Source organism: Collinsella sp. AM24-1, from assembly GCF_003470325.1.
GTDB lineage: Bacteria > Actinomycetota > Coriobacteriia > Coriobacteriales > Coriobacteriaceae > Collinsella.
This window is the reverse complement of record NZ_QRHM01000022.1, coordinates 8,725-33,276: the sequence shown is the minus strand read 5'-3', so window position 1 is coordinate 33,276 and position 24,552 is coordinate 8,725. Positions and strand designations below refer to the sequence as shown.

Sequence of the window (24,552 nt, the reverse complement as noted above, 5' to 3'; positions counted from 1 at the left end):
GGATACGCCTAGGCGCGGTCCAAGAAATCGTCCGCACCCCCCTTTGGGTACTCTTTGGGTTACTTTTGGTTTGTTTGATTTTTAATTTTAGGAGGGCTTGTATGTCTTATTTGGATCTGGCTCGTGGTCGGTATTCTTGTCTTTCTTTTGAGGACCGTTCTGTTGAGCAGGCTGTGGTGGATGCCATTGTTGAGGCTGGGCGTATTGCTCCTTCTGCTTGTAATAATCATCCAGCCCGTGTGATGGTGCTGGATACGCCTGAGCTGTTGGAGAAGGCTGCTGCTTGTCAGCCTCGGTTTGCTCGTGATGGGTCTATCTTTGGAGCTCCGCTTGTCTTCCTTATTTGCAGCGTTACCGATGATGCTTGGGTGCGCCCGTATGACCAGATGAATTCCAGTGAAATCGATACGTCCATCGTGTGCGACCAGATGATGATGGAGGCCACCGAGCAGGGCCTGGGAACGTGCTGGGTATGCCATTTTAAGCCTGAGGTGGCACAGGAGCAGTTCAATCTGCCCAAGGGCGTCTATCCCTATCACATGCTCGTCTGTGGCTATCCCGCCGACCACATCGCCGATCCCGAGCATCGCGAGGCCCGCACTATTCCCCTCTCCAACTTCCTCCTCAAGTAGTTTTTAGACACACCTTAAAATCTACCTTTTACCACGCGCCCTTCGCCGAGTTCTGTCCTATCGCATGCAGAGCTCGGCGTTTTGTTTCCCAACCCGTATACAGCCACAAAAAAGGAGCCCGCAGGTGCGAGCTCCTCTTACGGACACTAGATTGTAGTTCTGGTGTTAGTCCAGGTCGTCGGCGGCAAAGTTGTCGATCGGGGCGAAGGGATCGGCCACGGGGACAACCGGATCGGCGACGGGCAGCGGCTCGGCGGCGGGAACGGTCACCGCGGGAGAAGCGGCAGAACCGACCGGCGTGGAGGCCATGAGGTCGGCCGGGAAGGAGTTCTGGGCGTCGTCCATAAAGTGCTGGATGAGCTTGAGATACTCGGCCTTGAACTCCTCGCGGGAAGCCTTCAGACGGTCGATTTCCTCGAGCTCGGCCTGCTTCTCGGTCAGAGCCTGGCGGATAACCTCGCGGGCCTTGGCGTCAGCCTCGTTGCGGATGCGATCAGCGTTCTCGTTGGCGTCGTTGACAATTGCCTCGGCGGTCTGCTGGGCAGCGATCAGGGCAGCGGAGATCTGACGCTCCTGAGCGGAGAAGTCGGGTGCGGGAGCGGCCACAGGAGCAGCGGGAACGGCCTGAGCGGCGGTATCCTGGGCCTGGGCAAGCTGAGCCTGCGCGTCGGCAAGCTGCTGCTCGGTGGCGGTCAGGCGACCCTTAAGATCAACGATCTTGGCAAGCATAGCGTCAACCTCGGAGGACAGCGTCTCCAAGAAGACGTCGACCTCGGCAGGATCGTAGCCACGCTTGGCCTCAGAGAAAGTCTGAGCCTGGATGTCTGCAGGGGTAATAGCCATAACAAGTCTCCTTTTTCATCGCCTCGGCGCTACACGCCCGACGTAAGTTACTAAGTCAGTTCTATACGAGTATACCTATAAGAAGCTGCAGAATCAGCCTCTGCACCAACTGCAACGCAATAATCGCAACGACCGGCGAAAAATCAACGCCGCCCATCGGCGGGATAAACCGACGAAAGAGGTTGAGCCACGGGCCGCAGACGCTATCGAGCACTGCAGCGATATCCTGCAGCAGGCCGCCCTGCTTCATGGGAATCCACGTCATAAAGCAATAGACCACGATGAGCGTGGAGTAGAAGTTGAACAGCGTGTTGACCAGCTGGACAATGGTGTAGATGTTGATGAGAATCTCCTCGTCTTGGGTTTACTTAAGGTAGCCGTCGGCACGAAGCTTCTTGAGGTCCGAATCCTTAACCTCGCAGCCGGCGGGCAGCACCATGAATACGCGATCGCCCACTTCTTTGACCGTGGCGCCCAGGCCACAGGCAAAGCCATAGCTAAAGTCCAGGACGCGCTTGGCGACCTCGGTGCGAACGCCAACAAAAATCAGTGCAACAGGCTGCTTGGTGCGCACACGACGGACAACCGTCTCGACGTCGTCATAGCTCTCGGGACGCAGGACATAGGCAGGCAGCTGCGGCGTGGCGTTGATGATGTTGCTCGCATAGGCCGAGGCGTCGCTCGGCGCAGAAGCGGGCGCAGGTGCCGCGGCGCGAGCACGGGCGCTCTCGGCATAGCTCGACGGCGTGTCGTAGGCGCCGGGACGATAGCCACCCGCGACAGTATCCTGCGAACGCGACGGCGGATTGTACGTCGTTGCATGACGCGAGTCATCGCCGACCAGCTGTCCGGAACGCGTGTACACGGCCACCGACTCGGCCTCACCGCGGCGCGTCTGGCCCAGCAGGCCGTTGCTCGGCTCATCCTGGGTATAGAAGCCCTCGCCCGAGGCACCGCTGTAGCCGCCGCCCTGATAGCCGTCGTCGTAGCCGTCATCGCAGCCGTAGTCGTCGTCCTGGCCATAACCCTGGTCGTAACCCTGCTGGCCGCCCAGGTGCATCTTATTTTTAATCTCGTCAAGGAAGCCCATGGTTGTGTCCTCTCGCGGTTTAGTGCAGGCACCCCGATAATCAGTGCGCACTTCAGAGCCTTATTTTACTGCAAACTCCGGGCTAAATACTACCCTGCCCAGGCGAACGAGCGTAGAGCCCTCCTCAAGGGCAGGCTCAAAGTCCTCGCTCATGCCGCAGGAAAGCTCAGGCAGGTTCAAATCGGGATGCGCCGCCTCCAGCTCATCCCTCAGCTCACGAAGCCCCGCAAAGGTGCGGCGTGCCACATCCTTATTCCCCCGGGGCGCCATAGTCATAAGCCCCTGTACGCAAATTCCCTCAAGTTCCGCAAGCTCACCCGCGGCGGCGCGAATCTCATCGGGCGAAAAGCCTCCCTTCGACTCCTCACCACTCACATTGACCTCGATGAGCACACACTGGGGGCCGGCGAGCTCGCCTGCCTCAATCTTGCGGACAGCACGGCTCGAGATCGCCTGCGCCAGATGCAGCGAACCCACCGAGTGAATCAGCTCGGCTGAGCCCAGCACCGCATTGATCTTATTGGTCTGCAGGTTGCCGATCATATCGAAGCGCACCTCGGGCAGCTCCGGATGCTCCGCCAGACCCGTGAGCTTGCGAACCAGCTCCTGCGGGCGGTTCTCGGCAAAATTGCGATACCCCGTCTGGATGGCGGCAACGGTCTCATCGACACCAACGGTCTTGGACACGGCAATGAGGCGCGCGGCGTCGTGGGGGCGGCCCGCGCGATCGAGCGCCGCATAAAAACGTTCCAGAATCTGCTCGCGGCGAGCGCGCATCAAGTCCAAATAGTTATCCATTGCCAATCGCCTCCGCTGACAGCCAAACAAGTAGTCCCATGCTAACGCAAGAGCGCGGCCCCGCATGTGCAAGGCCGCGCTCACTTAGGTATTTACAATCTTTCGACGAACGGGGTCACTTACTCCTCGTCGTCCTCGCCATCGTCCTCGTCCTCAAGATGATCGAGCAGGTAGCGAAGACCCTCGCTGACCTCGTTAGCGGGCACCTTGGCAACGTAGCGAGCGTCGACGGCGGGCCTCATGATAACACCCTCGCCCGAAGGCACGCGCATGCTCTCGAGCTCATCCTCGTCCACACGGGCGATATCGCCGGCGTTCATACGCTGACCAGTCAACAGGAAGGTCAGACGGCAAGCGGCATCGATGGAAATCGAAGCGATGCGATCGAGGTAGCGCGAAACCATGATAGCGCGGCGCAGGTCGTCATAGTTGCTGTCGTCGTCCATAAAGTCGCCCGTATCCATACGATTAAAGGTGCGGAAGAACTTCTCGTAGGCGGCGTGCACCGGCTCGTCCTCGACGGCCAAGTTGCAGATGATGGACATGTCATTGGTGACGAGCGCAGAAAGCGAAGAGCCCAGCACCTGGTAAACAGCTTCGGCCTCGGCCTCAACCGTACCGACGAGCTCCTGGGGCAGCGAGATGTCGGCCTTGACCATGTGACGCGTGGCGCGGCAGATCTGGCGAACCTTATCGGTCATGCGCTGCAGGTTAAAGTCGACGTAGATAATCGTCTGCAGCAAGCGGAAGTCGGAGGCGACCGGCGACTGCGTGGCGATCAGGTTGTAGCACACGGCCTCCAAGTTGGCGCAGCGCGCGTCAATCGAAAGCGTGCGCTTCTTGGTCTTGGTGGCGAGCTTGCGGTCGTCGGTCACATAGGCCTTAACGGCATCGTGGAGGGCCAGATCGACGGCCTCGTAGATGCTCAGCATCTCGTGGCGGGCCTCGATGAGCTGACGGGAAAACAGTTTACGCATGGTTCACTCCAATCAGTTGGGTGCGGTCATGCCGCCCGCACAGTGAATACGCACCGGACCAGGTCCGATCGGCTTGGGACTAGTCGCACCGATCAGCCAAAGCGGCCGGTGATATAGTCTTCCGTCCGCGAGTCCACCGGGCTGGTGAAGATCGCGTCGGTTTGACCATACTCGATGAGCGTGGCAGGTTCACCGGCAACTTCCTGCAAGAAGAATGCGGTGTAGTCGCTGATACGAGCTGCCTGCTGCATTGAATGCGTGACGATGATGATCGTCATCTCGGGCGCCAGCTCGGCCATCAAATCCTCGACCTTAGAGACGGACGTGGGGTCGATGGCGGAGCAGGGCTCGTCCATCAGGAGGACATCGGGTTGCACCGCAAGCACGCGCGCGATGCACAGACGCTGCTGCTGACCGCCCGAGAGCGCCAAACCATCCTTGTTGAGCTGATTGGATACCTCTTTCCAGAGGTTGGCGCGCTTGAGCGATTCTTCCACGATGTCATCGAGGTCGCTTTTGCTAGTCACGCCCTGCAGACGAGGGCCAAAGGCGACATTCTCGTAGATGGATTTGGGAAACGGGTTGGGCTGCTGAAAAATCATGCCCACGCGGCGACGGAGGTCGACCGGGTCGACGCCCTCGGCATAGATATCGTTGCCGTCGAGCGTCATGGTGCCCTCGACGCGCGTACCCTCGATCAGGTCATTCATGCGGTTGATGCAGCGCAAAAACGTCGACTTGCCGCAGCCCGAAGGGCCAATGAAGGAGGTGATGGCGTTTTTGGCGATGTTGAGGTCGAGCCCCGTCAGCGCATGAAAGTCACCGTACCAAAAGTTGAAATCCTTGGCCGTAATGGCCGCTTGCTCCAGCGTGGGAGCGGACTGATAAACGGACATGGGACTCCTTAACTAGCGACGCTTGCGCGACAGGAAGCGCGCAAACAGGTTGAAGGCCAGAATGATCACCATCAGCAAGAGCGCGGTGCCGTAGGCTGCGTTCATGTTGATGCCGTCGTTGGCAAGCAGGTACAGGTGAACGGTCATGGGGCGGCCGGAATCGAGCGGCGAGATAGGTAGATTGATGGCCTGGCCCATGGTGTAGAGCACCACGGCGGTCTCGCCAATGGCACGGCCGATGGCAAGGACAATGCCCGTGGCAATACGGCCAAAGGCAGAAGGAAGCACGATCTTGGAGACAACCTGCCACTTGGTGGCGCCCAGGCCATACGCGCCCCAACGGATATAGCGCGGAACGGCGCGAATGGCCTCTTCGGTGGTGCGCATGACGATGGGAAGCATCAAGAGCGCAAGCGCCAGAGCGGCCGAGACCATCGAAAGGCCCAGACCCATAGCCTCGACAAACAAGGCGTAGCCAAACAGGCCCATAACGATGGAGGGCACCGAGGCCAAAGCGTCAGCAGCGTAGCGAATGAGCTCGACGATCTTGCCCTGCTTGGCGTACTCGGCCAGATAGACGGCTGCCAGCACAGCGATCGGCGTGCAGATAAGCATGGCGAGCGCCGTCACATAGACGGTCGAGACGATCGTGGGCCAAATACCGCCCTCGGCGTTGACGCCCTGGGGCCAACCGAAGATAAAGTCGAGCGAGATGTGTGGCAGGCCGTTGATGACCACGTAGGCGATGATAGCGACCAGCACCAGCGTGGTGATGTATGCCGCGGCACGGAACACGCCAAGCATGATCTTGTTGGACAGGTCCTTGTTGATGCGGCCCTTCTTGCCGTGGGAAAGGGCACGCTTGATGCGCTCGCGCGACGAGGTCGTATCGACCGTCGTGTCAACGGAATCGGACATAGCCTACCCCCTCTTCTTCTTGGAAACCAGGCGGACGATGCCCACCAGCGTGGCGGAAATGATAAACAGGACCACGCCCATGCCGAACAGCGCCGAGCGATGCAGACCCGAGGAATAGCTCATGTCGAGCGCAATCTGGCTCGTGAGCGTCGAGATGGGGCTCGCAATGCTGTCGGGAATAACCGGGGCGTTACCCACGACCATGAGCACGGCCATGGTCTCGCCGATGGCACGGCCCATACCCAGCACGATGGCATCCACGATACCCAGCTTGGCGGCAGGTAACACGACCTTATAGATAGTCTGCCACTTGGTGGCGCCCATGGCATACGATGCCTCGCGAATGCCCATGGGAATGGAATTGAGAGCATCGATGGTAAGCGTCGTGATGGTGGGCACGATCATAATGGCGAGCACGAACCACGCCGTCAGCGCACCAAAACCAAGACCGCCGGTCAGTTGTGCGATAAACGGGCGGATGATGATCATGCCAAAGAAGCCATAGATGATAGAAGGGATGCCGGCCAACAGGTCAACGGCAGGGCTGATGAGCTTGCGCACGCGCTTGCTGGCGATCTCGACCAGATACACGGCCGTGCCCACGCCTAGGGGCACACCCATGGCGAGCGCGCCGACGGTCACCAGACCCGAGCCGGCAAGCAGCGACACGATGCCGTAGTGACCCTCAGAGGGCGCCCACGTAAAGCTAAAGAAGTCCGCCAGACCGATGTCGGTAAAGACGGGCAGCGCCGAGTACGTGGTAAAGACAAAAATCAGGATGACGGTAACAACCGCCAAGAACGCGCAGGCAAAGAAGATCCACTGCAGCGCCTTCTCCTTGATATAGGTGCTGCGCGATACGAGCGCCAGCTCGCGCTTCTTGGGCGCCTGACCATTCTGCTCAGTCTGGGAGTTTTCCTGTGCTTCCATGCTACTCACTCCCCTTCTCGTCATTGGTGACGGGGATAAAGCCCGCCTCGCGAATCTGCTTGTCCATCTTTTCGGACGTCACATAGTCGATGTAATCCTGCGCCTGCTGCGAAGGCGCACCCTTCACAAAGAAGTAAAGGTCGCGTGAGATGGGATAGCCGCCGCTCGCGACCGTCTTCTCGGACGCCTCAACATGATTGACCGAGACGGCCTTGACCGAGGTCTTGGCGTTGAGGCTATCGACGAAGCCCAGCGAAATGTAGCCAATGGCACCGTGCGAACGAGATACCACGTCGCGCACCTGGCCCGTGCCCGAAAGAACGGCCGAGCGGCGATCGAACGGGGTGCCGTCCATCACGATGGTGCGGAATGCTTCACGCGTGCCGGATGCCTCGTCTCGGTTGATGACCTGAATCTTCAGGTCCTCGCCACCGACCTCTTTCCAATTAGTAATCTTGCCGGCATAGATATCGCGGAGCTGCTCGGTCGAGAGGTTATCGACCGGGTTATCGTCGTTCACGATGACCGCGATACCGTCGTGGGCAATGACGATGGGAGTCAGGCCCAGATCCTGTTCGTCGGCATTGAGTCCACGGGAGGAGCTGGCGATATCGGCCGTGCCAGCGCTGACGGCTTCGATGCCAGCGGAAGAGCCCAAACCGGAAACGAGCACGTCGATGCCAGTCTCCTCCTTAAAGCCCTCTGCCGCAATCTCGGCGATAGGAAGGCAGGTCGTGGAGCCGGCCACGGTAATGGAAGAGGTAGAAGATCCCGAAGAACAGGCGCACAGCGTAAGCGTAAGCACAGCGGCGCTCAGGACCGATACGATCTTTCTCATAGCATCACGCCAATCGCGGCATGGCGCCCACAGGTGCCGTCCTCGTTACGGTAGGAATAAAAGCGGTCGTTCTGACGCACAGTCGAAAGCTGGGTATCCACGATATTATCCGCGTCCACACCGATATCTACCAACGCCTCACGAATGGCGGCAGATAGATCGAGCATGCGAGAAGCGCCCGCATCGATGCACGAAAACTCGGCGGCAAAGCGGTCCATGAGTTCCTGGGATACCTCATATTCGTCAGCCAAGATATGGGGGCCGATATAGGCGGAAACGTCGCTCGCATCGCAGCCGGCAGCATCGCAAAGCGCCTGGCACGCCTTGGCAGAAATACGTGCAATCGTGCCCTTCCAACCGGAGTGCACCACGGCAAACCCGCCGGGGGCCACCAGCACCACGGGAACGCAGTCGGCAAAGCAGAGCAGCACGGGCACGTCATGGGCCGTACAGACGATGGCATCGCAGCCCTCAGCAATCTGCTCGCGAACAGCCTCAAGATCGTCGGCGCCGTTCGAAGTCACCGTAACGATATGGTCACCATGTACCTGATTGGGCACGAGCAGATTATGCTCGCACTCAGTGGCACCCATAGCTTCGAGCGCTCGACGACGATTTTCTTGAACAGCAAAGGGGTCATCGCCTACATGCGAGCCCAGGTTGAGCGAGGAGTACGCATCTTCAGAAACGCCACCGGTGCGCTCGGTAAAGGCAAAACGGACATCGGATGTCGCGCCCTCCACCAACGTAACTCCATCATGGTCGACACGCGAAACGTTGTCCGCACGTGCTGCCATACTAAAGCCTCCTAATAACACAAGTACCGCGGCGTCGCCGCGCAGTCCGCGTTTATACGGCTGTCATACTTCCTTAAAAGGATACCCGCAGCGGTAGGGACCAAACGTAAAGGGAACGTAAGGAGATTGGAGGCTTTCGTTTACAAACGAGAAACAAAACGGGGTGCATCCAAATGGACACACCCCGTGCAGGTCGTTGAGAAAAACGAACTAGAAGCTACCGCGCTTCAGGAAGTCGGGAAGCTCGAACTGGTCGTTGCCAAAGTTGGGCAGCTCGGTACCACCGACGTTGCGGGTCGGAGCGGCCTGAGCCGGGCTGGCAGCCGGAGCGGTGCGCTGCGGCTCAGCGGAGGCAGCGGCCTTGCTCTGAGACTGCTGAGCAGCAAAGAGCTCATCCTGACGGTTGACATTGGAGTCGGAGAAGCCCGTAGCGATGACGGTGATACGCACCTGATCGCCCAGGGACTCGTCGACAACGGTACCGAAGATGATGTTGGCCTCGGGGTCGACGGCGTTGGCGACAACGTCGGCGGCGTCGCTGATCTCCTGGATGCCCAGGTCCTTGGAACCGGCGATGGAGAGCAGCACGCGCGTGGCACCATCGATGGAGCTCTCGAGCAGCGGGCTGGAGATGGCCTGCTGGGCAGCGTCGACGGCACGAGTATCCCCAGAAGAGGTACCGATACCCATCATGGCGGTACCGGCCTGCTTCATGATGGTCTTAACATCGGCGAAGTCCAGGTTGATGATACCGGGGACGGTGATGAGGTCGGTGATGCCCTGGGTGCCCTGGGAAAGGACGCCATCGGCAATCGCGAAGGCCTCGAGCATGGTGGTCTTCTTCTCGGCGATGTCGAGCAGCTTATCGTTAGGAATGACGATCATGGTGTCGACGCAATCGGAGAGGGTCTTGATGCCCTCCTCGGCGCTCTTCTTACGCTTGCGGCCCTCGAAGGTGAAGGGCTTGGTCACGACGGCGACGGTCAGTGCGCCGACCTCGTTCATCGCGATATCGGCAACGATGGGAGCAGCGCCGGTACCGGTGCCGCCGCCCTCGCCGCAGGTGATAAACACCATGTCGGCGCCAGCGAGCGCCTCGGCGATGTCGTCGCGGGACTCATCGGCAGCCTTGCGGCCAACCTCGGGGTTGGCGCCGGCGCCCAGGCCGCGGGTAAGGTCGGTGCCGATGTGCACCTTGATATCGGCATCAGAGATCGCGAGTGCCTGAGCATCGGTGTTGATGGCAACAAACTCGACGCCGCGGATGCCCTCTTCGATCATTCGATTGACCGCGTTGGTACCGCCGCCGCCGACGCCGACCACCTTAATGACGGCAAGGTAGTTGTTGATCTCTGTCTCGTGCATGTCGGTCCTCCGAACAAAGGTTATAGCCATAGCATGGGTCGACCCCTGCGCACATTAACCTTCAGGTTGAAAGTAAATGCAAAGGTAAACCGTATTATGTTTGCACATTATGAACGTATCAGTCAAATAATTGACCGTGAAAACCAAACAAACCAGATAAACGGCGTGGTATGGCCCCTCAACAAAGCATCAACCAGCGCTACGAGGTCGGAGCATTCCTAAATGTGTAGTTGCCTGGAGAGCGCACATTGATATACGTTACGCCCTCTACCTGCGAAAGCAACTTGGTGACTACGCGTTCCTTCTTGGCGATATCGTCCGAATCGCCCAGCGACACCTCAATGCCGTTATTGAGGTTTGCCGAGATGGCTTCGACCGAAGGCGTGGAAATATCCTTGACTTGTCCCAAGAACTCGCTCGAAAAACCACGCACATAATCCAGGCCGGCCTTAACGGCTTTGGAGTTAACCGCCTGGCCGGAAACTGGAGCGACATCCGCCGAGACATCAGTCAACAACACCGCGCCATAATGCTTGGCGAGCGCCAGCGCGGCATCGATTCCGGTCAAGGTATTTGAGCCCTGCCCTGTCGTGATGACGTTGCCCTGGTCGTCCACTTCGACCGACGTCGACAGCGGGGCGATCCAGGTGTCATCGTCTCCGATAGCCCAGGCAAGGTCGTCGGAGCTGATATACGCAATGGCGATAACTTTACGCTCCGTCGGCGTGATGATAAGCGTATGGGGAAACTGGCGCTGGACATCCACGCCCGAAACCCACGGGTTCTGCTTGAGATCCTCGGTAATCTGGTCGGGATCGACGTTAAAAAGCGACGTTCCCTCGGGCAAGTCGATCAGCTGGATAGCATCGTGCTTCGTCACATGCTCGCTGCCTTGAATCTGAATATCAGTGGCAGTAAACAATCCAGAGTTGATCACCACGATGGCAACGACGACGAGCACGGCCAAGACGGCCAGAACGCCGCCCACGATTTTGCCTTTGCCTGTAACGACAGAAGCGGCGTCTGATGTTTTATTTGCCATCGCTCCAAGTGAAGATAACGGGTTGAAACCTTTTTTACTCGAAGGCTTCTTGGCGGTAGCCGGCACCGATGTCAGCGAGCGCGGTTTCGATGCGCCCAGCGTGCGACCTGGACGCGCCGCTTTAGTTCCCGTCGAGGGCTTGGGAGCTGCCATGGGACGGGCAGGCTTGGCGCCCATAACAGGCTTTGACGTCACCGAGGGACGCGAGGACTTTTTTGCGGCTGGACGATTACCGAGCTGCGAGCCGACGACCGGACGACTGGTCTGTCGAGCATGCCCGACAGACTTAGAGTGCGCGACGGTATTGCGTTGAGGTTTGGCAGGCGCGCCGGAACGCCCTCCGGCGCGGCGGAAGGTGGGTTTCGATGCTCTAGAAGCCGAGGAATTTAACTTCCGGTCTGAGCTCGATGCCATACGCCTCCCTCACCTTTCCGTGCACATGTCTGATAACCGCGGCAACGTCATCGGCCGAGGCAGTTCCGTTATTAACGATAAAATTAGCGTGAACGGGCGAAACTTCCGCGCCGCCAATCGAAAAACCCTTTAATCCACAATCCTCGATAAGCTTGCCCACACTCGCATCGGGCGGGTTGCGAAAGACAGACCCGCAGGATGCGCGACCCATGGGCTGCGTACGCTTGCGCCTCGTCAGGTACCGCTCCATGCGCTCGCGAATGTCGGCCTTGGGCGCCGGTTTAAGCTTGAACACGCACTCGAGGATGATCTCATTGCGGGGAAGGCTACATTCGCGGTAGTCCCAAGTGATCTCGGACCCCGCATAATGCTTGATACCGGATGCCGGGTCAAACGTTACGACATCCTCAACCAGCGAGCCAATCCACTCGGTCCGTGTGCCGGCATTCATGGATATCGCACCGCCGACCGAACCAGGAATGCCAACGGCAAACTCAAGGCCCGAGAGGCTACGCGACAGGGCATCGTTGACCAGGCGCGCAAACATCACGCCCGCACCGACCGTCAGCGTACAACCGTCATCGGCAACAACCGTGCGCTGAAACTCACGTCCGAGCGAAATGACGGCACCGCGATAACCGCCATCGGCAACCAGCAGATTGGAGCCCTTGCCGATGATGACCCACGGCACCTGCTCGCGATCGAGCACCGCCACGGCGCGGCGGAGGGCATGATAGCTATGGCACGTCACAAAGAGGTCGGCCTTGCCGCCGATACGATAGCTCGTATGACGCGCAAGGCGCTCGTCCTCGATCACATCCGTGTCGATCATGCCCGAGAGCGCCATGACGGCGTTAAACAGACCCATTAGACTTAAGCGTCTTTCTTGGCAGTCAGATACTCAATGAACTCGGGACCGACGGTCGTAACGTCGCCGGCACCCATGGTGAGCAGCAGGTCGCCCTCGCCCACCATCTGCTCGAGCTCCTGATTGAGCTCAAGACGGCTGGAGCAGTACACGACCTCCTTGCCAGGATGCTTGGCGCGCACGGTATCGGCGAGCATCTTAGAGGTGACACCCGGAATGGGCATCTCGCCAGCCGAGAACACATCAATCAGCAGCAGTTTATCGGCATTGGCAAATGCATCGGCAAAGTCGTCGCACAGGGCCTGCAGGCGCGAATAGCGGTGCGGCTGGAACACGACATCGACGTGCTTGTAGCCCAGCGAGGAAGCGGCAGCAAGCGTCGCCTTGATCTCGGTGGGGTGATGGCCGTAATCATCGACCACGGTGATGCCATCGATATCGCCCACGTGGGTAAAGCGACGGCGGACGCCCTCAAAGCTCGAGAGCGCCTTGGCGGCGGCGTCGATGTCAAGGCCCAGGACATGGGCGACGGTGAGCACCGCCGTGGCGTTGAGCATGTTGTGGCGACCGGGGTTGCTCTTGATCTCCACAGCGTGCTCAGTGCCGTCCTCAAAGCGAACGATAAAGTCACTCTGGATGCCCTTGACATCCGGGTGCACGCAGACGATGTCGTTGCTCTCGGCAAAGCCGTAGGAAAGCACGTGACGGCCCGTCGACTTGGCGAGCTCGACCAGATGCGGGTCCTCGCCGCAGACGATGACGGTGCCGTCCTCGCCCACCAGGCTCATGAATTTGGCGAAAGTTGCCTCGATCTCCTCGATACCCGAGTAGTGATCGAGGTGGTCGGCCTCGACGTTGGTCACAATGACCACGTTGGGGTTCAGGAACAGGAAGGAGCTGTCGGACTCGTCGGCCTCGGCGACAAAGTAGTCGCCCGAGCCGTTCTTGCCGTTCGTGTCATAGCCCTCGACGATGCCGCCGATCAAGAAGCTCGGATCCAGACCCATGCGGTCGAGCATGGTGGCGCACATCGAAGACGTGGTGGTCTTGCCATGCGTGCCGGCAACAGCGACGGTGGTGTAGCCGTGGCCCAAAGCAGAGAGCATCTTGGCACGGGGCCACACGGGAATACCCAGCTCGCGAGCGCGCACGAGTTCAGGGTTGGACTCCGGAATAGCGGTGGACACAACAACCACGTCGGGCTTGACCTCGTCGATCGTGGCGGCCTCATGGCCCACATGCACCTTCACACCAGCGCGGGTAAGCTGGCGGATATAACGTGACGTCTTAAGGTCGGAGCCGGTAACGGCATAACCGCGCTCGTGCAGAACGAGGGCGATGCCGCTCATGCCGGCGCCGCCGATACCGATAAAGTGGGCGCTCTTAAACTCGGGCGCGGAGGTTGCAGTCTGGGAATCAGCCATGTGCTCGTGTACTCCTTGCGTAAACACTGCCTGTAACCCGTTAACTGTACCGCACCTACCGCATCAGCGCGAGGGCGACCGACGATATCCCGTCTAACTAACGCAAACCCTCTACCGCATCCGCCAGAAGAGCGGCGGCCCTATCCTGAGCCAGACCACGCGCCGCCTGACGCATGGCGTCGCGTGCCGCCGCGTCATCGACCAGGTGCAGCAGCTCATCGGCAAAGGCAGAACCGTCGATATCGGCATCGGCACAGAGCACGCCTGCCCCGGCGTCGACCAGATAACGGGCATTGGTGGTTTGGTGGTCGGCCGTCGCATGCGGGTACGGCACGAGCACCGAGGGCACGGCGAGCGCAGCGATCTCGGCCACGCTCGATGCGCCCGAACGCGATAGCACCAAATCGGCAGCAGCCAGCATGTCGCCCATGTTGTCGATGTAAGGCTGGACGCGGTAACGCTTCGCCTCCTCGGGCGTCAGCGCCAAAGCGCGCTCGGTTTCCTCAAAGCCGTCGGCACCCGTCGAATGCAACACATAGAGGTTCTTGCGCGAAAGCAGCTCGTTTTTGAGCGAAGCCACGCGCTCGTTGAGGTGCTGGGCGCCAAGTGAACCGCCAAAGACGAGCAGCAGCGTAGCGTCCTCGGGAACGCCAAGTGCCTTGCGGCCGCGAGCGCGATCGCCCTCGATCACCGAGCGACGTACGGGGTTGCCGGTCATGAGCACGTGGTCAGGGTCACCTTCGCGCTCAAAGACCGAACGCGCTGCCGGCACCGAGATGCACACGCGAGCGGCGTGGGAGTTCATCATCTTGTTGGCCAGGCCCGGAACAGAGTTCTGCTCATGCAGCAGATACGGAACGCCTGCGCCCTTGCACCACCCCAGCAACGGAACCTCGACATAGGCACCAAAACCGATGGCGGCATCGGGCTTGCCGACCTTTGAGAAATGACTGGCGAGCGCACGCTTGGCCTTGTTGACACGCCACAGCGAGGTCAGCGCCGTCCAAGGACGGGAGCGGTCGAAGCCCGTAACCGTAATGGGCACAAAATCAAACCCAGCCTCGGGGACCAGACGACCCTCGAGCTTGCGCGACTGGCCCACGAACACAACGTGGTGGCCACGGTCACGCAGCTCTTCGGCCAAGGCGAGCGCGGGGTTGATATGCCCTGCCGTGCCGCCGGCTGCAATAGCAACGGTCATCTTATCGGTCATGGTAGTCCCTTCGTACACGCGGTCCCTGGTCGTCGGTGCGCAAACGCGCCGACGGGTCCGAGTTCAAATCGATTCGATTATATCCGCCGCCCGCATTGCGAGGAGTTGGGCGCTGCGGACGACCTTGCGGCGCCGTTCGCTGACGCGGACGGGCTGCCGGCTCGGTCGCAGAGCCATCCAGAACGGTAAAGCCGTTACGCGAAGACCGCTCGCCGCGCACGTGGGGCACGCCGGCGGTACTCTCATCCATAACGGCAAAGCTCTCGCGGCGACGGTCGTACTCATCGCGACGGGCGCTCTCGTACGAAACGCGTAGGATCAGACCGGCAAGCATAAGCGACACAATAATCGACGAACCGCCGTAGCTAATAAACGGCAACGGTTTGCCCGTCATGGGAAACACGTTGAGGATGCCCAGCGCATTGATCAAAAACTGCACCGCGAGAATGACCGCAGAGCCAGACGCCATGAGCGCGCCCCGACGATCGGTCGCCTGCTCGGCAATGCGAAACGCCGAGTAGATCAGCATCGCAAACACCAAGAAGAACAGGACGGTTCCGACAAAACCGACTTCCTCGCCAATGATGGCCAGGATGTAGTCATTGTGCGCCTCGGGCAGATACGAGTACTTCATGGTTGAGTTGCCGATGCCACGGCCGAACAGACCGCCCGAGGCAAAGGCCATGATGGCAAGCGTGGCCTGATAGCCGTCACCATACTCGTCGGCCCAAGGGTTCAAGGCAACCTGAATACGCACCATACGGTATGGCTCTGCGACAAGCGCAATCACGATCACGAGAATGCCGAAGATTAGCACGCCGATGATAAATCTGGGGTCGAGACCCGCAAACAACGCCATGCACATGAGGGTCAACAGGATGATCAGGACGGTACCGAAATCGGGCTGGATAAAGATCAGAAAGAGCGAAATGCCCAGGTAGATGCCCATCTTGCGAAGGAATTCGTTGATGTTGCCACCGGGCGAAAAGAAGCGATCGAGCATGATGGCCGAATACGCAATGGCAAATGGCTTTAAAAACTCGGAAGGCTGGAACTGAATGCCGGCGATGTTGAGCCAGCGCGTGGCGCCACGGCTGCCGCTGCCCACCAAGAACACCAGAAACAGTAGCCCTATCATGCCTATGAGGAAGATCCTGAGCACATCCTCCCCAAACCAGCTGTCCGGCAAAACGCGCACGATGGCAATCAGCGCCAGAACACCGACCACGGCAAACGCAGCCTGTCGACCCAGAAAAAACGTCGCTGAGCCATTCTCGTGCAGCGCCTCGACCGAAGACGCCGAGTACACCATCAGCAGGCCAAAACACACCAAGATAAACAGACAGGCCATGAATATCAGACGGGGGCGCATGATGCGGGCGGGAACGCCGGCAATATAGCGTTCGCTAAACGACCGCCCGCCGCGACCGGAACGCGGTGTGCTACGCCGCGAGGAAGCACGGTCCGAGTCGGGCCTCCTCATACCTTGTCGGGGGCTCTCCTCTCTCACCGGCAACCCCTATTCCATTTGCGATTTCGCTGCAGCGGCAAGCTGGGCCACATAGTCCTTAAACACGCGGCCGCGCTCCTCATAGCCCGAGAACTCATCGAACGAAGAGCAGGCAGGAGAAAGTAAGATCACGTCGCCACGGCTCGACAGCGAACGGGCAACGTCCACGGCATCGCGTAGGTCATCCGCCTGGGCGATATCCACATCGCCATCGACATCGGCCTCGTCCATAGCGGCGGTGAAGCGCTCGCGCGCATCGCCAAAGCAGACGACCGAGCGCACGTTATCCATAACAACGCGCGCGAAGTCCGTGAGCGGCGTGCCCTTATCGTGGCCGCCGAGCAGCAAGATCACGTCGTCATCGGGAAATGCCGTCAGTGCCTTCTCGACCGCGTCGGTGTTGGTCGCCTTGGAATCGTTGACGTAGCGCACACCGTCAATCTCGCCGCACGGCTCCACGCGATGCTCGAGCGGCTGGAACGAGGCCAGACCGCGGCGGACACCATCGACATCGGCACCGACGGCCAGAGCAGCCGTGGCGGCACATAAGGCATTGATGACATTGTGATGGCCCGAGATCTTGAGCTCGGACGTGGCGACAAGCTGGGTCTCGACGCCCTTCAGGCGCACGACCATTTTGCCGTCGCGCACAAAGGCGGCGTCTGCACCCTCGGGCTCGTCAAAAGCGACCTTGCAGATGCGGCGACCCGGCGTATAGATGTACTCATCGAACTCGTGAATGCCAGCGTCTTCGACGTCGACAACCACCAGATCGTCATCGACCATATTGTCAAACAGCTTGATCTTGGCAAGCGCATAGTTCTTATGGCTCTTATGCCAGCCCAAGTGGTCGGGAGTGATGTTGAGCAGCACTGCCACGCGAGGGTGGAGCTCGGTGGTCGTAGCAATCTGATAGCTCGAGAGCTCAGCCACAAACCACTCGTTGTGGGCTCGGCCGTCAATCTCGTTGACCGGCGGCTCGCCGATGTTGCCGACAGCTACGCTGGCCTCGCCGGCAGCCTTGAGCAGATAATCAGTCAGCGACGTGGTGGTCGTCTTACCGTTGGTGCCCGTGATGGCAATCCAGTTATCGGGCGACAGGCGATAGGCAAACTCTGGCTCACCCATAATCTGAGCGGCATGTTCGCGCCCGGCCTTAAAGAAGCCCGAGAACTCCGAGATGCCCGGGCACGTCACGCATACGTCATAGGCGCCCTCGACCTGTTCGGTCCCATAGACAAACGACGCACCAGCAGCCTCGAGCGCACGCGTGGCGTCATTGGGCTCAGAGGTGCCGCCGCCATACACGGTAACGGCGCTTACGCGCTCGGGATGTGCCAGCGCCCAGCGGGCGACATCGAGACCGGATTTGCCCTGACCCAAAACGAGCAGGCTAAAGACATCAGCAAGAGGCATGAAAGACCACTATCCCAACTGGAAGAACAGAGCAAGGCCAACGGCACCAAAGGCCGCAGCGATAATCCAAAAACGGATGACGACCTTGGTCTCGGCCCAGCCCTTCTTTTCGAAATGATGATGGATGGGCGCCATAAGGAAGACGCGCTTGTGCGTAAAATGGAAGTAGACAACCTGAATCATGACCGACAGGGTCTCAACGATAAACAGGCCGCCGATGATGAGGGAGACGACCTCGGTGTTGGTCATGATGGACGTGCAGGCAAACGCGGCGCCCAGAGCAAGCGAGCCGGTATCGCCCATAAAGATGCTCGCCGGATAGCAGTTGAACCACAGAAAGCCCAAGCAGGCACCGGCACACGCGGTACAGAAGATGGACAGGTTCACGTCTCCGTGCAAAAACGCCATGGCAGCCATGGCGAGCATGGCGATCATGGAGGTGCCGCCAGCAAGACCGTCAAGGCCATCGGTCAGGTTCACGGCATTAGAAAGACCGGCAATCATCAGCCAGCAAAAGACAATATAGAGCCACGGGAACGAATAGCCGCAGATGGTGGTCGAAAGCACGCCAAGGTCGATCGTCAACCCACCGGGAAAACGAATCTCGGGGGCGACGCCGCACCAGTTGACGGCAAGTACCGTAAAGGTGACACAGATAATGGTTAGGCCGATCATCTTGGCATGAGGCGTCAGACCGAGCGAGCGCCCATGCGTAACGGAGGTCAGGTCGTCGATCAGGCCCAGCACGCCGGTCGCCAGCGTGGCGAGCAGTACGAGTACGAGCTCGGTGGTGAGCTTGCCCATCAGCAGGCAGGTCAGCGAGATCGCGACGAGGATGACAACGCCACCCATGGTGGGCGTTCCCTGCTTAACCAAATGACGCTTGGGGCCGTCGGCACGAACCTGCTGGCCGATACCCTCGACCTTGAGCAGCTTGATCCACCACGGCATGAGCAGCAGCGCAATGGCTGCGGCGATGCCAAGCCCCAAAAAAGCCTGATACGTTGGATACGAGGGATTGCCGAACATGGGCTAGCACACACCTTCCACAAAGCGGTCGAGCTCAACAAAGCGGGAACCCTTGACCAGTACAACATCATGTTTTTCAAGCGCGCCGCCCATGCGGTCGAGCACCTGCTGATAATCGGAGAACACCTGGATGCGGTCCTCGTCCATGCCCATCATGCGTGCGGCATCGGCCATAAGCTGGGCCAGCTCACCACCCACGCACGCCAGCATGTCGAGCTTCTTGGCGGCGGCATAGGCGCCCACGAGCTCATGCATGCGAGGAGCCTCATCGCCCATCTCGCCCATCTCGCCCAGGATCGCCATGCGAGACCCCGTGCACGAAAGCGAGCACAGCAGATCGAGGCCAGCAGCCATGGATTCGGCACTGGCGTTATAGGAGTCATCGATGACGCGTGCACCGCTCTTGGCGCGCTTGATCTCCTGGCGGTGTCCGGTGATCGTGAGACCCCTAAAGGCAGCATCGATCTGCTCGGGCGTCACGCCCAGGCGATAGGCAACCGCGGCGGCCTTAACGGCATTAGGAACGGACTGCACGCCGGGGATGGCAAGCATGGTATCGATCGTCTCGCCCTGGCCAAAATCGAGCGTAAAGACCGGACGGCCTTCGTCATCAACGCGAACGTCGCGGGCACGGACCTCATCATCGTCCGAGACGCCGGCCAGCATCACGTCGATACCAGCAGGTTGGGCGAACGTGTCGCGAATGAACGGCGTAAAGTCGTCCTCACCGCCCAAAACCAGCAGCGGCAAATAGTCGCCAGCGGCGCACATGCCCTGAACGATCTCGGCCTTAGCGCGGGCGATGTTCTCGCGGCTGCCCAAAATGCCGATATGAGAGGTGCCGATCTTGCTCACGATGGCAAGGTTGGGATTGGCAGACTGAGACAGGCGCTCGATCTCGTGGAAATGGTTCATGCCCATCTCGAGCACCAGGACCTCGGTATCGGCCGGAGCGGAAAGCACCGTGAGCGGCATGCCGATCAGGTTATTGAAATTGCCCTTGGTGGCCCAGACACGATAGCGCTTGGCGAGCACAGCGGCGAGCACGTCCTTGGTCGTCGTCTTGCCGATGGAACCGGTAATGCCAACGACCAGGCAGCCAAGCTCCAGGCGATACGCATGCGCCAAACGCAGCAGAAACTCCTCGGGATCATCGGTCAGCAAGATGGCACAGCCCTTGTCCTGCGCCAGCGAGACCAGCTCGGCCTCGGGCTCACGCGTCATCACGACGGCGCCGGCACCCGACTGGACGGCACGGGAAGCAAAATCATTGCCGTCGACGTTTTCACCGGGAAAGGCGACGAAAATCGTCCCTTCCTCGACCTGGCGCGAGTCGATAACGCACCCGCGGCATACCCGATCGGCTTCTCCCGTCACGGTTCGGGCCCCTGTTGCGGCCGCGAGGTTGTTGACGGCGATCTCTATCATTGCAGCTCCCCTGTAAACCTAATAATGCTATCGGCGTATTGTATCCCAGCGCCGCGTATGCGTGGTGCAGGGCATGTGAACACCCCTCATATGGGACAACAAACCACGCCCCAAAGATTGTAACCCCCTACTTCGTGTGCGGGATACCCAGCACGTCGAGCGCGTTGGCCATAATGAACTGGAACGGAACCGCAGCGGCATCTGAGCCGCTCGGCGTTCCGTCGAGCGTGATATAGCACAGCACCTTGGGCGATTGTGCCGGTGCAAAGCCCATAAAGGACGACATGTAGTTCTCCTTGAGGTAGCCGCCGTTCTCGTCGGCACGTTCGGCCGTACCGGTCTTACCCGCCACGTCATAGCCGTCAACCGCGCCGCCAACGCCCGTTCCCTCCGACACGACCGTCTGCATGCACGATGTCACCTGGGATGCGGCATCCTCCGAAATCGCGCGCTCGCCTTCGCCCCAGTCCTTCTCGTCACCTTTGCTGGACTTATAGAAGTGCGGGGTCATCATCACGCCGCCGTTGGCGATGCCGCCCACGGCACGTGCGATCTCAATCGGCGAGACAGACAGCGCCTGTCCAAAGCTCATCGAGCCCAGCGTGGCGCCGTCATACTGGTCACGCTCCTTGACGATGCCCAGGCTCTCGCCCGGAAAATCGACACCAGAGCTGTGACCGATGCCCCACTTGTCCACATAGGCGGCAAAGTCGTCGGCACCGATCTTGCGCCCCACCAGGACAAATCCCACGTTGGACGAACGGCGCATCATCTCGCGCACATCCATGGTCATGGCGTAGTCGCGCTTGTCGGCATCGGTGACGGTATCGTCGCCCACCTTGATGCTCGCCGGCACCTCAAACGACGTGCTCGATCGCACGACGCCCAAGTCGAAGCCGGCGCCCGCCACGAGTGTCTTAAAGACCGAGCCGGGCTCGTAGGCGTCGGTGACCAGGCGCAGGTTCATATCCTCGGTCTTGGCGTTTTCCAGATCGGTCTGGTCGTAGGTCGGATACGAGCAGGCGGCGAGAATTTCACCGGTCGTGGGGTCGGTGACCAAAGCCGAGCCGTTCTTGGCCTTCGTCTTCTCGACAGCCTCTGCTAGGGCATCCTCGGCCGCACGCTGGATATTGACATCGAGCGTCGTCACGATATCAACGCCGTCGACCGCAGCCACCTTTTTATAGGCACCGCCCGCGATATAGCTGCCGTCCCTCGCGCGCTCGCGTACAAGAGAACCGTTCGTGCCGGTCAGAAGCTTGTTGTATTGCTTTTCGAGACCAGTCAAGCCGTCGTTGTCTACATTCACTACACCCAGCACCTGCGATGCCAGATTGCCGTATGGATATACGCGCTTCATGGCCTGCTCAAAAAGCACGCCGGGCAGGTTCTTCTTCTCCAGCGCCGCAGCGTCGTCTTCGTCCACCTGGCGCTTGATATACACCCAGGTTCCATCGGACTCAACGAGCTTGCGGCAGGTCTTTTTATCGATTCCAGTTGCCTTGACCAGCGCCGACACCGTCTTGTCAACATCCTCGACAAGCTGGGGGTTCACGGCGATGTTGCGACATTCGACCGACGACGCCAGCACGTTACCGTTGCGGTCGTAGATGGTGCCACGTTTGGCATAGAGGGTCTGCGCAAGCAGGCGGCGCGCATCGGCACGCTCGCGCAGTTTATCGGCTTCGACAATTTGATAGCCGGCAAGGCGAAAGACGCCCAAGCCCAAGCCAAGCCCAATGAGGCCCATGACGGCTTTGCGGCGAGGCAGAGGCGTGCCTGTGAGCCATTCGGTCGACGAACTCTTGCGCGACCTGGTGTTATGCACTTGAGGGCCGCCCGAGCCGCGAAGTCGCGACGCCGGGTCGTTGCCACGGGACTGCCCGGCGTTGTAAGATTGCCGACCCGTTCCTTGATAACCAGAACGTCCCCGCGACGAGGGACGTCCAGAACCGCGGCCCCCATCGGAACCGCGGCGATAGTCATTTGTCATACTCAGCTACCGTCTTGCTACTGAGCGGTCGCGGTCGCGTTGGCGCCCGCGGCTGCATCCTGCGAAAAGTCAAGTGTAACGCTCTCGCTGGGCTCCACCATGCCATAAGCGCCCGCAAGGTCGCGAATGCGCGTGTCGGCGCCATAGACCGAATGCATGACCTCCAGGTCGGAGCTCTCATCGGTCGCCTTTTCGAGCGTGTTGGTAAGCTCGGCGTTGCTGTTGAGCACCTGGGCCGCAACGCCGGCGAGCGCCACGCGGGCGACGCCGATCGTCATGAAGATAGCCGCAATGATGCAAAACGTTTTAAGAACGCTCATGAAAACCGGGCTTACCGCCTGGTTTGCCTGACGGCCCGCGCCCGTGTAGACATCAAAGCGCGGCGTGCGCTGCTCACGGGGAGCAACGGGGGCCTGCGGCGTCTCACGATAGGCGGGCATGGCGTTCATATCATAGGCGAGTGCTGCGCTTGAAGTGTTGTAGCCCATGATATGCCGCCTCCCATCCCGAGTACGTTGGTAGTGTGTTTAAGCTTCGTTTATGGTGCGAGCGGGAGGTCCAATATCGCGCGGTCGCGCCTACAGACGCTGCGCCACGCGGATTTTGGCTGATCTCGCCCGAGGGTTGCGCTCAACCTCATCAGGCTGGGCAACCAAGGGTTTGCGGGTGATGACCTTGAGTATCGGCACGTTGCCGCACACGCACACCGGAATCTCCGGCGGACACGTGCACCCCTGGCTCATCTCCTTAAAGTGATTCTTTACGATACGGTCCTCAAGCGAGTGATACGAGATGACGCAGATACGTCCGCCCGGATTGAGCCACCTGGTGGCGGCATCAAGCCCTCGTTCGAGCACATCGAGCTCGTGATTGACCTCGATGCGAATGGCCTGGAAACTTCTCTTGGCCGGGTGTCCGCCATGCCGACGAGCGGCAGCCGGGATACCCGCCTTGATGATCTCGACAAATTGCCCGGTGGTTTCGATCGGTTCTTGCTCGCGGCGGCGCACGATCTCGCGCGCGATCTGCGAGGCGAACTTCTCTTCGCCGTAGACGCGTAGAATCCGGGCGAGGTCGTGTTCGTTATAGGTGTTGATGACCTCAGCTGCGTTTAAGGTGTTATTACCCGGATCCATCCGCATGTCCAATGGGGCGTCCTCGTTATACGAAAAGCCCCTCCCAGGGATATCGAGTTGCGGTGACGAAACGCCCAAATCGAACAGGAAGCCATCGACCCCGGGCACCTCGGCCGAGCAAAGCAGCTCGTCCAAGTCGCCGAAGTTGCCCTTCAGCAGCTGGTGCGGAACGCCGGGAACCTCGCGGTCCAGACGGGCGCCAGCGGCCTCGAGGGCCATGTCGTCCTGATCGACGCCGAGCAAAAGGCCCGTCTCCCCCACCTGCGCGGCCATCTTTACCGAATGGCCGGCACCGCCAAGGGTGCAATCGCAGACAACGGAGCCGCTCTTTAGCCGCAGCGATTCAAGTACTTCGCCGAGCATGACAGGTTCATGCCGATATTCTTGTGTCAAGATCCCACGCTCCATCCGTTACCCGTGCCTTGCCCTTACGAGAAGAAGAGGTCCAGCAGGGCCTCATCGTCATCGTCCTCATCGGCCGTAGCGCGGTCCCAAACCTCAAGGTGGTCGTAGTTGCCCACAACCGTGACCTCGCGGTCGAGATTCGCCTGCTTGCGGAGAGACTCGGAAAGACCGATACGACCGGCGCTGTCCACATCCATCGACGTGGTGCGCTTGTTGATCGCCCTCATGAGCTTCTGGTCATTAATGTCACGCGGGTTAAAACCCTCGTGGCCCTCACGACCCGCGAAGAGTCCTTCGACCCACTTATCGAAGGCCTCGGCAGAGAACACGTACAGAGCATCGACATCCAGGGCTTTGAACACGCGAACGTGCTCTCCAAGCTCCTCGCGAAGGGGTGCAGGCAGGGACAGACGACCTTTTGCATCGAGATTGCGCTCGTATGCACCAGTCATTCCCATGTGCGCCCTCCCCTCGGTTACTCAGATGGCACGTACGCGGGGAACCACCCCGCCTGTCGACGTCATCAATAATATGGGGAACCGCCCCATTTTTCAACACCTTTCCCCACCCCTTCCCCCACCCCTCCCCAC

24 protein-coding genes are annotated in these 24,552 nt (G+C 59.9%); 1 reads left to right on the top strand and 23 read right to left on the bottom strand.

The window, feature by feature from the left end; all coding sequences use genetic code 11:
- The first annotated feature begins 101 nt into the window (after positions 1-101).
- Positions 102-632: a nitroreductase family protein gene (locus DW661_RS08260; RefSeq protein ID WP_118935318.1), complete on the top strand. Its 531-nt coding sequence runs from the start codon at positions 102-104 to the stop codon at positions 630-632.
- A gap of 165 nt (positions 633-797) precedes the next feature.
- Here DW661_RS08260 and DW661_RS08255 read toward each other — a convergent pair whose 3' ends face one another.
- The 23 genes from DW661_RS08255 to DW661_RS08145 all read right to left on the bottom strand — a co-directional run bounded on the left by DW661_RS08255 (position 798) and on the right by DW661_RS08145 (position 24,420).
- Positions 798-1,475, bottom strand: a complete 678-nt coding sequence (locus tag DW661_RS08255; RefSeq protein WP_117640320.1) for a DivIVA domain-containing protein — start codon at positions 1,473-1,475, stop codon at positions 798-800.
- Between the two features lie 61 nt (positions 1,476-1,536).
- Positions 1,537-1,782 (bottom strand): YggT family protein, encoded by a 246-nt coding sequence (locus tag DW661_RS08250; RefSeq protein WP_255360343.1) that lies wholly within the window; start codon positions 1,780-1,782, stop codon positions 1,537-1,539.
- A gap of 57 nt (positions 1,783-1,839) precedes the next feature.
- A complete protein-coding gene (locus DW661_RS08245) occupies positions 1,840-2,565 on the bottom strand; it encodes a cell division protein SepF (protein ID WP_118935317.1) in 726 nt (241 codons plus the stop codon).
- Between the two features lie 60 nt (positions 2,566-2,625).
- Positions 2,626-3,363 (bottom strand): YggS family pyridoxal phosphate-dependent enzyme, encoded by a 738-nt coding sequence (locus DW661_RS08240; RefSeq protein ID WP_055251689.1) that lies wholly within the window; start codon positions 3,361-3,363, stop codon positions 2,626-2,628.
- Positions 3,364-3,482: 119 nt separating this feature from the next.
- Positions 3,483-4,340 carry a PhoU domain-containing protein gene (locus DW661_RS08235; RefSeq protein WP_055251687.1) on the bottom strand — a complete coding sequence of 286 codons (858 nt, stop codon included), beginning with the start codon at positions 4,338-4,340 and terminating at the stop codon, positions 3,483-3,485.
- A gap of 92 nt (positions 4,341-4,432) precedes the next feature.
- A complete protein-coding gene (gene pstB / locus DW661_RS08230) occupies positions 4,433-5,236 on the bottom strand; it encodes a phosphate ABC transporter ATP-binding protein PstB (RefSeq protein ID WP_089571588.1) in 804 nt (267 codons plus the stop codon).
- A 12-nt stretch (positions 5,237-5,248) separates the two neighbouring features.
- A complete protein-coding gene (pstA, locus tag DW661_RS08225; protein ID WP_055251684.1) occupies positions 5,249-6,154 on the bottom strand; it encodes a phosphate ABC transporter permease PstA in 906 nt (301 codons plus the stop codon).
- Positions 6,155-6,157: 3 nt separating this feature from the next.
- Positions 6,158-7,084: a phosphate ABC transporter permease subunit PstC gene (pstC, locus tag DW661_RS08220; protein ID WP_117564650.1), complete on the bottom strand. Its 927-nt coding sequence runs from the start codon at positions 7,082-7,084 to the stop codon at positions 6,158-6,160.
- A gap of 1 nt (position 7,085) precedes the next feature.
- A complete protein-coding gene (locus DW661_RS08215) occupies positions 7,086-7,922 on the bottom strand; it encodes a phosphate ABC transporter substrate-binding protein (RefSeq protein ID WP_117564651.1) in 837 nt (278 codons plus the stop codon).
- Positions 7,919-8,719, bottom strand: coding sequence for a polyphenol oxidase family protein (locus tag DW661_RS08210; protein ID WP_117584224.1), 801 nt, complete (start codon positions 8,717-8,719; stop codon positions 7,919-7,921). The genes DW661_RS08215 and DW661_RS08210 overlap by 4 nt, the downstream gene beginning before the upstream one ends.
- 210 nt (positions 8,720-8,929) lie before the next feature.
- Positions 8,930-10,084 carry a cell division protein FtsZ gene (ftsZ, locus tag DW661_RS08205; RefSeq protein ID WP_055251674.1) on the bottom strand — a complete coding sequence of 385 codons (1,155 nt, stop codon included), beginning with the start codon at positions 10,082-10,084 and terminating at the stop codon, positions 8,930-8,932.
- Positions 10,085-10,283: 199 nt separating this feature from the next.
- Positions 10,284-11,126: a cell division protein FtsQ/DivIB gene (locus DW661_RS08200; protein WP_055251672.1), complete on the bottom strand. Its 843-nt coding sequence runs from the start codon at positions 11,124-11,126 to the stop codon at positions 10,284-10,286.
- A 370-nt stretch (positions 11,127-11,496) separates the two neighbouring features.
- A complete protein-coding gene (gene murB / locus DW661_RS08195) occupies positions 11,497-12,408 on the bottom strand; it encodes a UDP-N-acetylmuramate dehydrogenase (RefSeq protein ID WP_117640323.1) in 912 nt (303 codons plus the stop codon).
- A 5-nt stretch (positions 12,409-12,413) separates the two neighbouring features.
- The gene (gene murC / locus DW661_RS08190; RefSeq protein ID WP_099431529.1) at positions 12,414-13,832 is read right to left on the bottom strand and encodes a UDP-N-acetylmuramate--L-alanine ligase; all 1,419 of its coding nucleotides are present in this window, start codon (positions 13,830-13,832) and stop codon (positions 12,414-12,416) included.
- A 97-nt stretch (positions 13,833-13,929) separates the two neighbouring features.
- On the bottom strand, positions 13,930-15,045 hold the full coding sequence (gene murG / locus DW661_RS08185; RefSeq protein ID WP_089571582.1) for an undecaprenyldiphospho-muramoylpentapeptide beta-N-acetylglucosaminyltransferase: 1,116 nt from the start codon (positions 15,043-15,045) through the stop codon (positions 13,930-13,932).
- Positions 15,035-16,528, bottom strand: a complete 1,494-nt coding sequence (ftsW, locus tag DW661_RS08180) for a putative lipid II flippase FtsW (protein ID WP_117640325.1) — start codon at positions 16,526-16,528, stop codon at positions 15,035-15,037. The genes murG and ftsW overlap by 11 nt, the downstream gene beginning before the upstream one ends.
- 36 nt (positions 16,529-16,564) lie before the next feature.
- Positions 16,565-17,971 (bottom strand): UDP-N-acetylmuramoyl-L-alanine--D-glutamate ligase, encoded by a 1,407-nt coding sequence (gene murD / locus DW661_RS08175; protein ID WP_089571580.1) that lies wholly within the window; start codon positions 17,969-17,971, stop codon positions 16,565-16,567.
- A 9-nt stretch (positions 17,972-17,980) separates the two neighbouring features.
- Positions 17,981-19,000, bottom strand: a complete 1,020-nt coding sequence (gene mraY, locus DW661_RS08170; RefSeq protein ID WP_089571579.1) for a phospho-N-acetylmuramoyl-pentapeptide-transferase — start codon at positions 18,998-19,000, stop codon at positions 17,981-17,983.
- Positions 19,001-19,003: 3 nt separating this feature from the next.
- Positions 19,004-20,428, bottom strand: coding sequence for a UDP-N-acetylmuramoyl-tripeptide--D-alanyl-D-alanine ligase (gene murF / locus DW661_RS08165; RefSeq protein WP_117757000.1), 1,425 nt, complete (start codon positions 20,426-20,428; stop codon positions 19,004-19,006).
- A 127-nt stretch (positions 20,429-20,555) separates the two neighbouring features.
- Positions 20,556-22,256: a peptidoglycan D,D-transpeptidase FtsI family protein gene (locus DW661_RS08160; protein ID WP_370448145.1), complete on the bottom strand. Its 1,701-nt coding sequence runs from the start codon at positions 22,254-22,256 to the stop codon at positions 20,556-20,558.
- A gap of 182 nt (positions 22,257-22,438) precedes the next feature.
- Positions 22,439-22,909: a hypothetical protein gene (locus DW661_RS08155; RefSeq protein WP_118935315.1), complete on the bottom strand. Its 471-nt coding sequence runs from the start codon at positions 22,907-22,909 to the stop codon at positions 22,439-22,441.
- 90 nt (positions 22,910-22,999) lie between these two features.
- Positions 23,000-23,965 carry a 16S rRNA (cytosine(1402)-N(4))-methyltransferase RsmH gene (gene rsmH / locus DW661_RS08150; RefSeq protein WP_117862194.1) on the bottom strand — a complete coding sequence of 322 codons (966 nt, stop codon included), beginning with the start codon at positions 23,963-23,965 and terminating at the stop codon, positions 23,000-23,002.
- 20 nt (positions 23,966-23,985) lie between these two features.
- On the bottom strand, positions 23,986-24,420 hold the full coding sequence (locus DW661_RS08145; protein WP_035137949.1) for a division/cell wall cluster transcriptional repressor MraZ: 435 nt from the start codon (positions 24,418-24,420) through the stop codon (positions 23,986-23,988).
- Positions 24,421-24,552 lie beyond the last annotated feature (132 nt).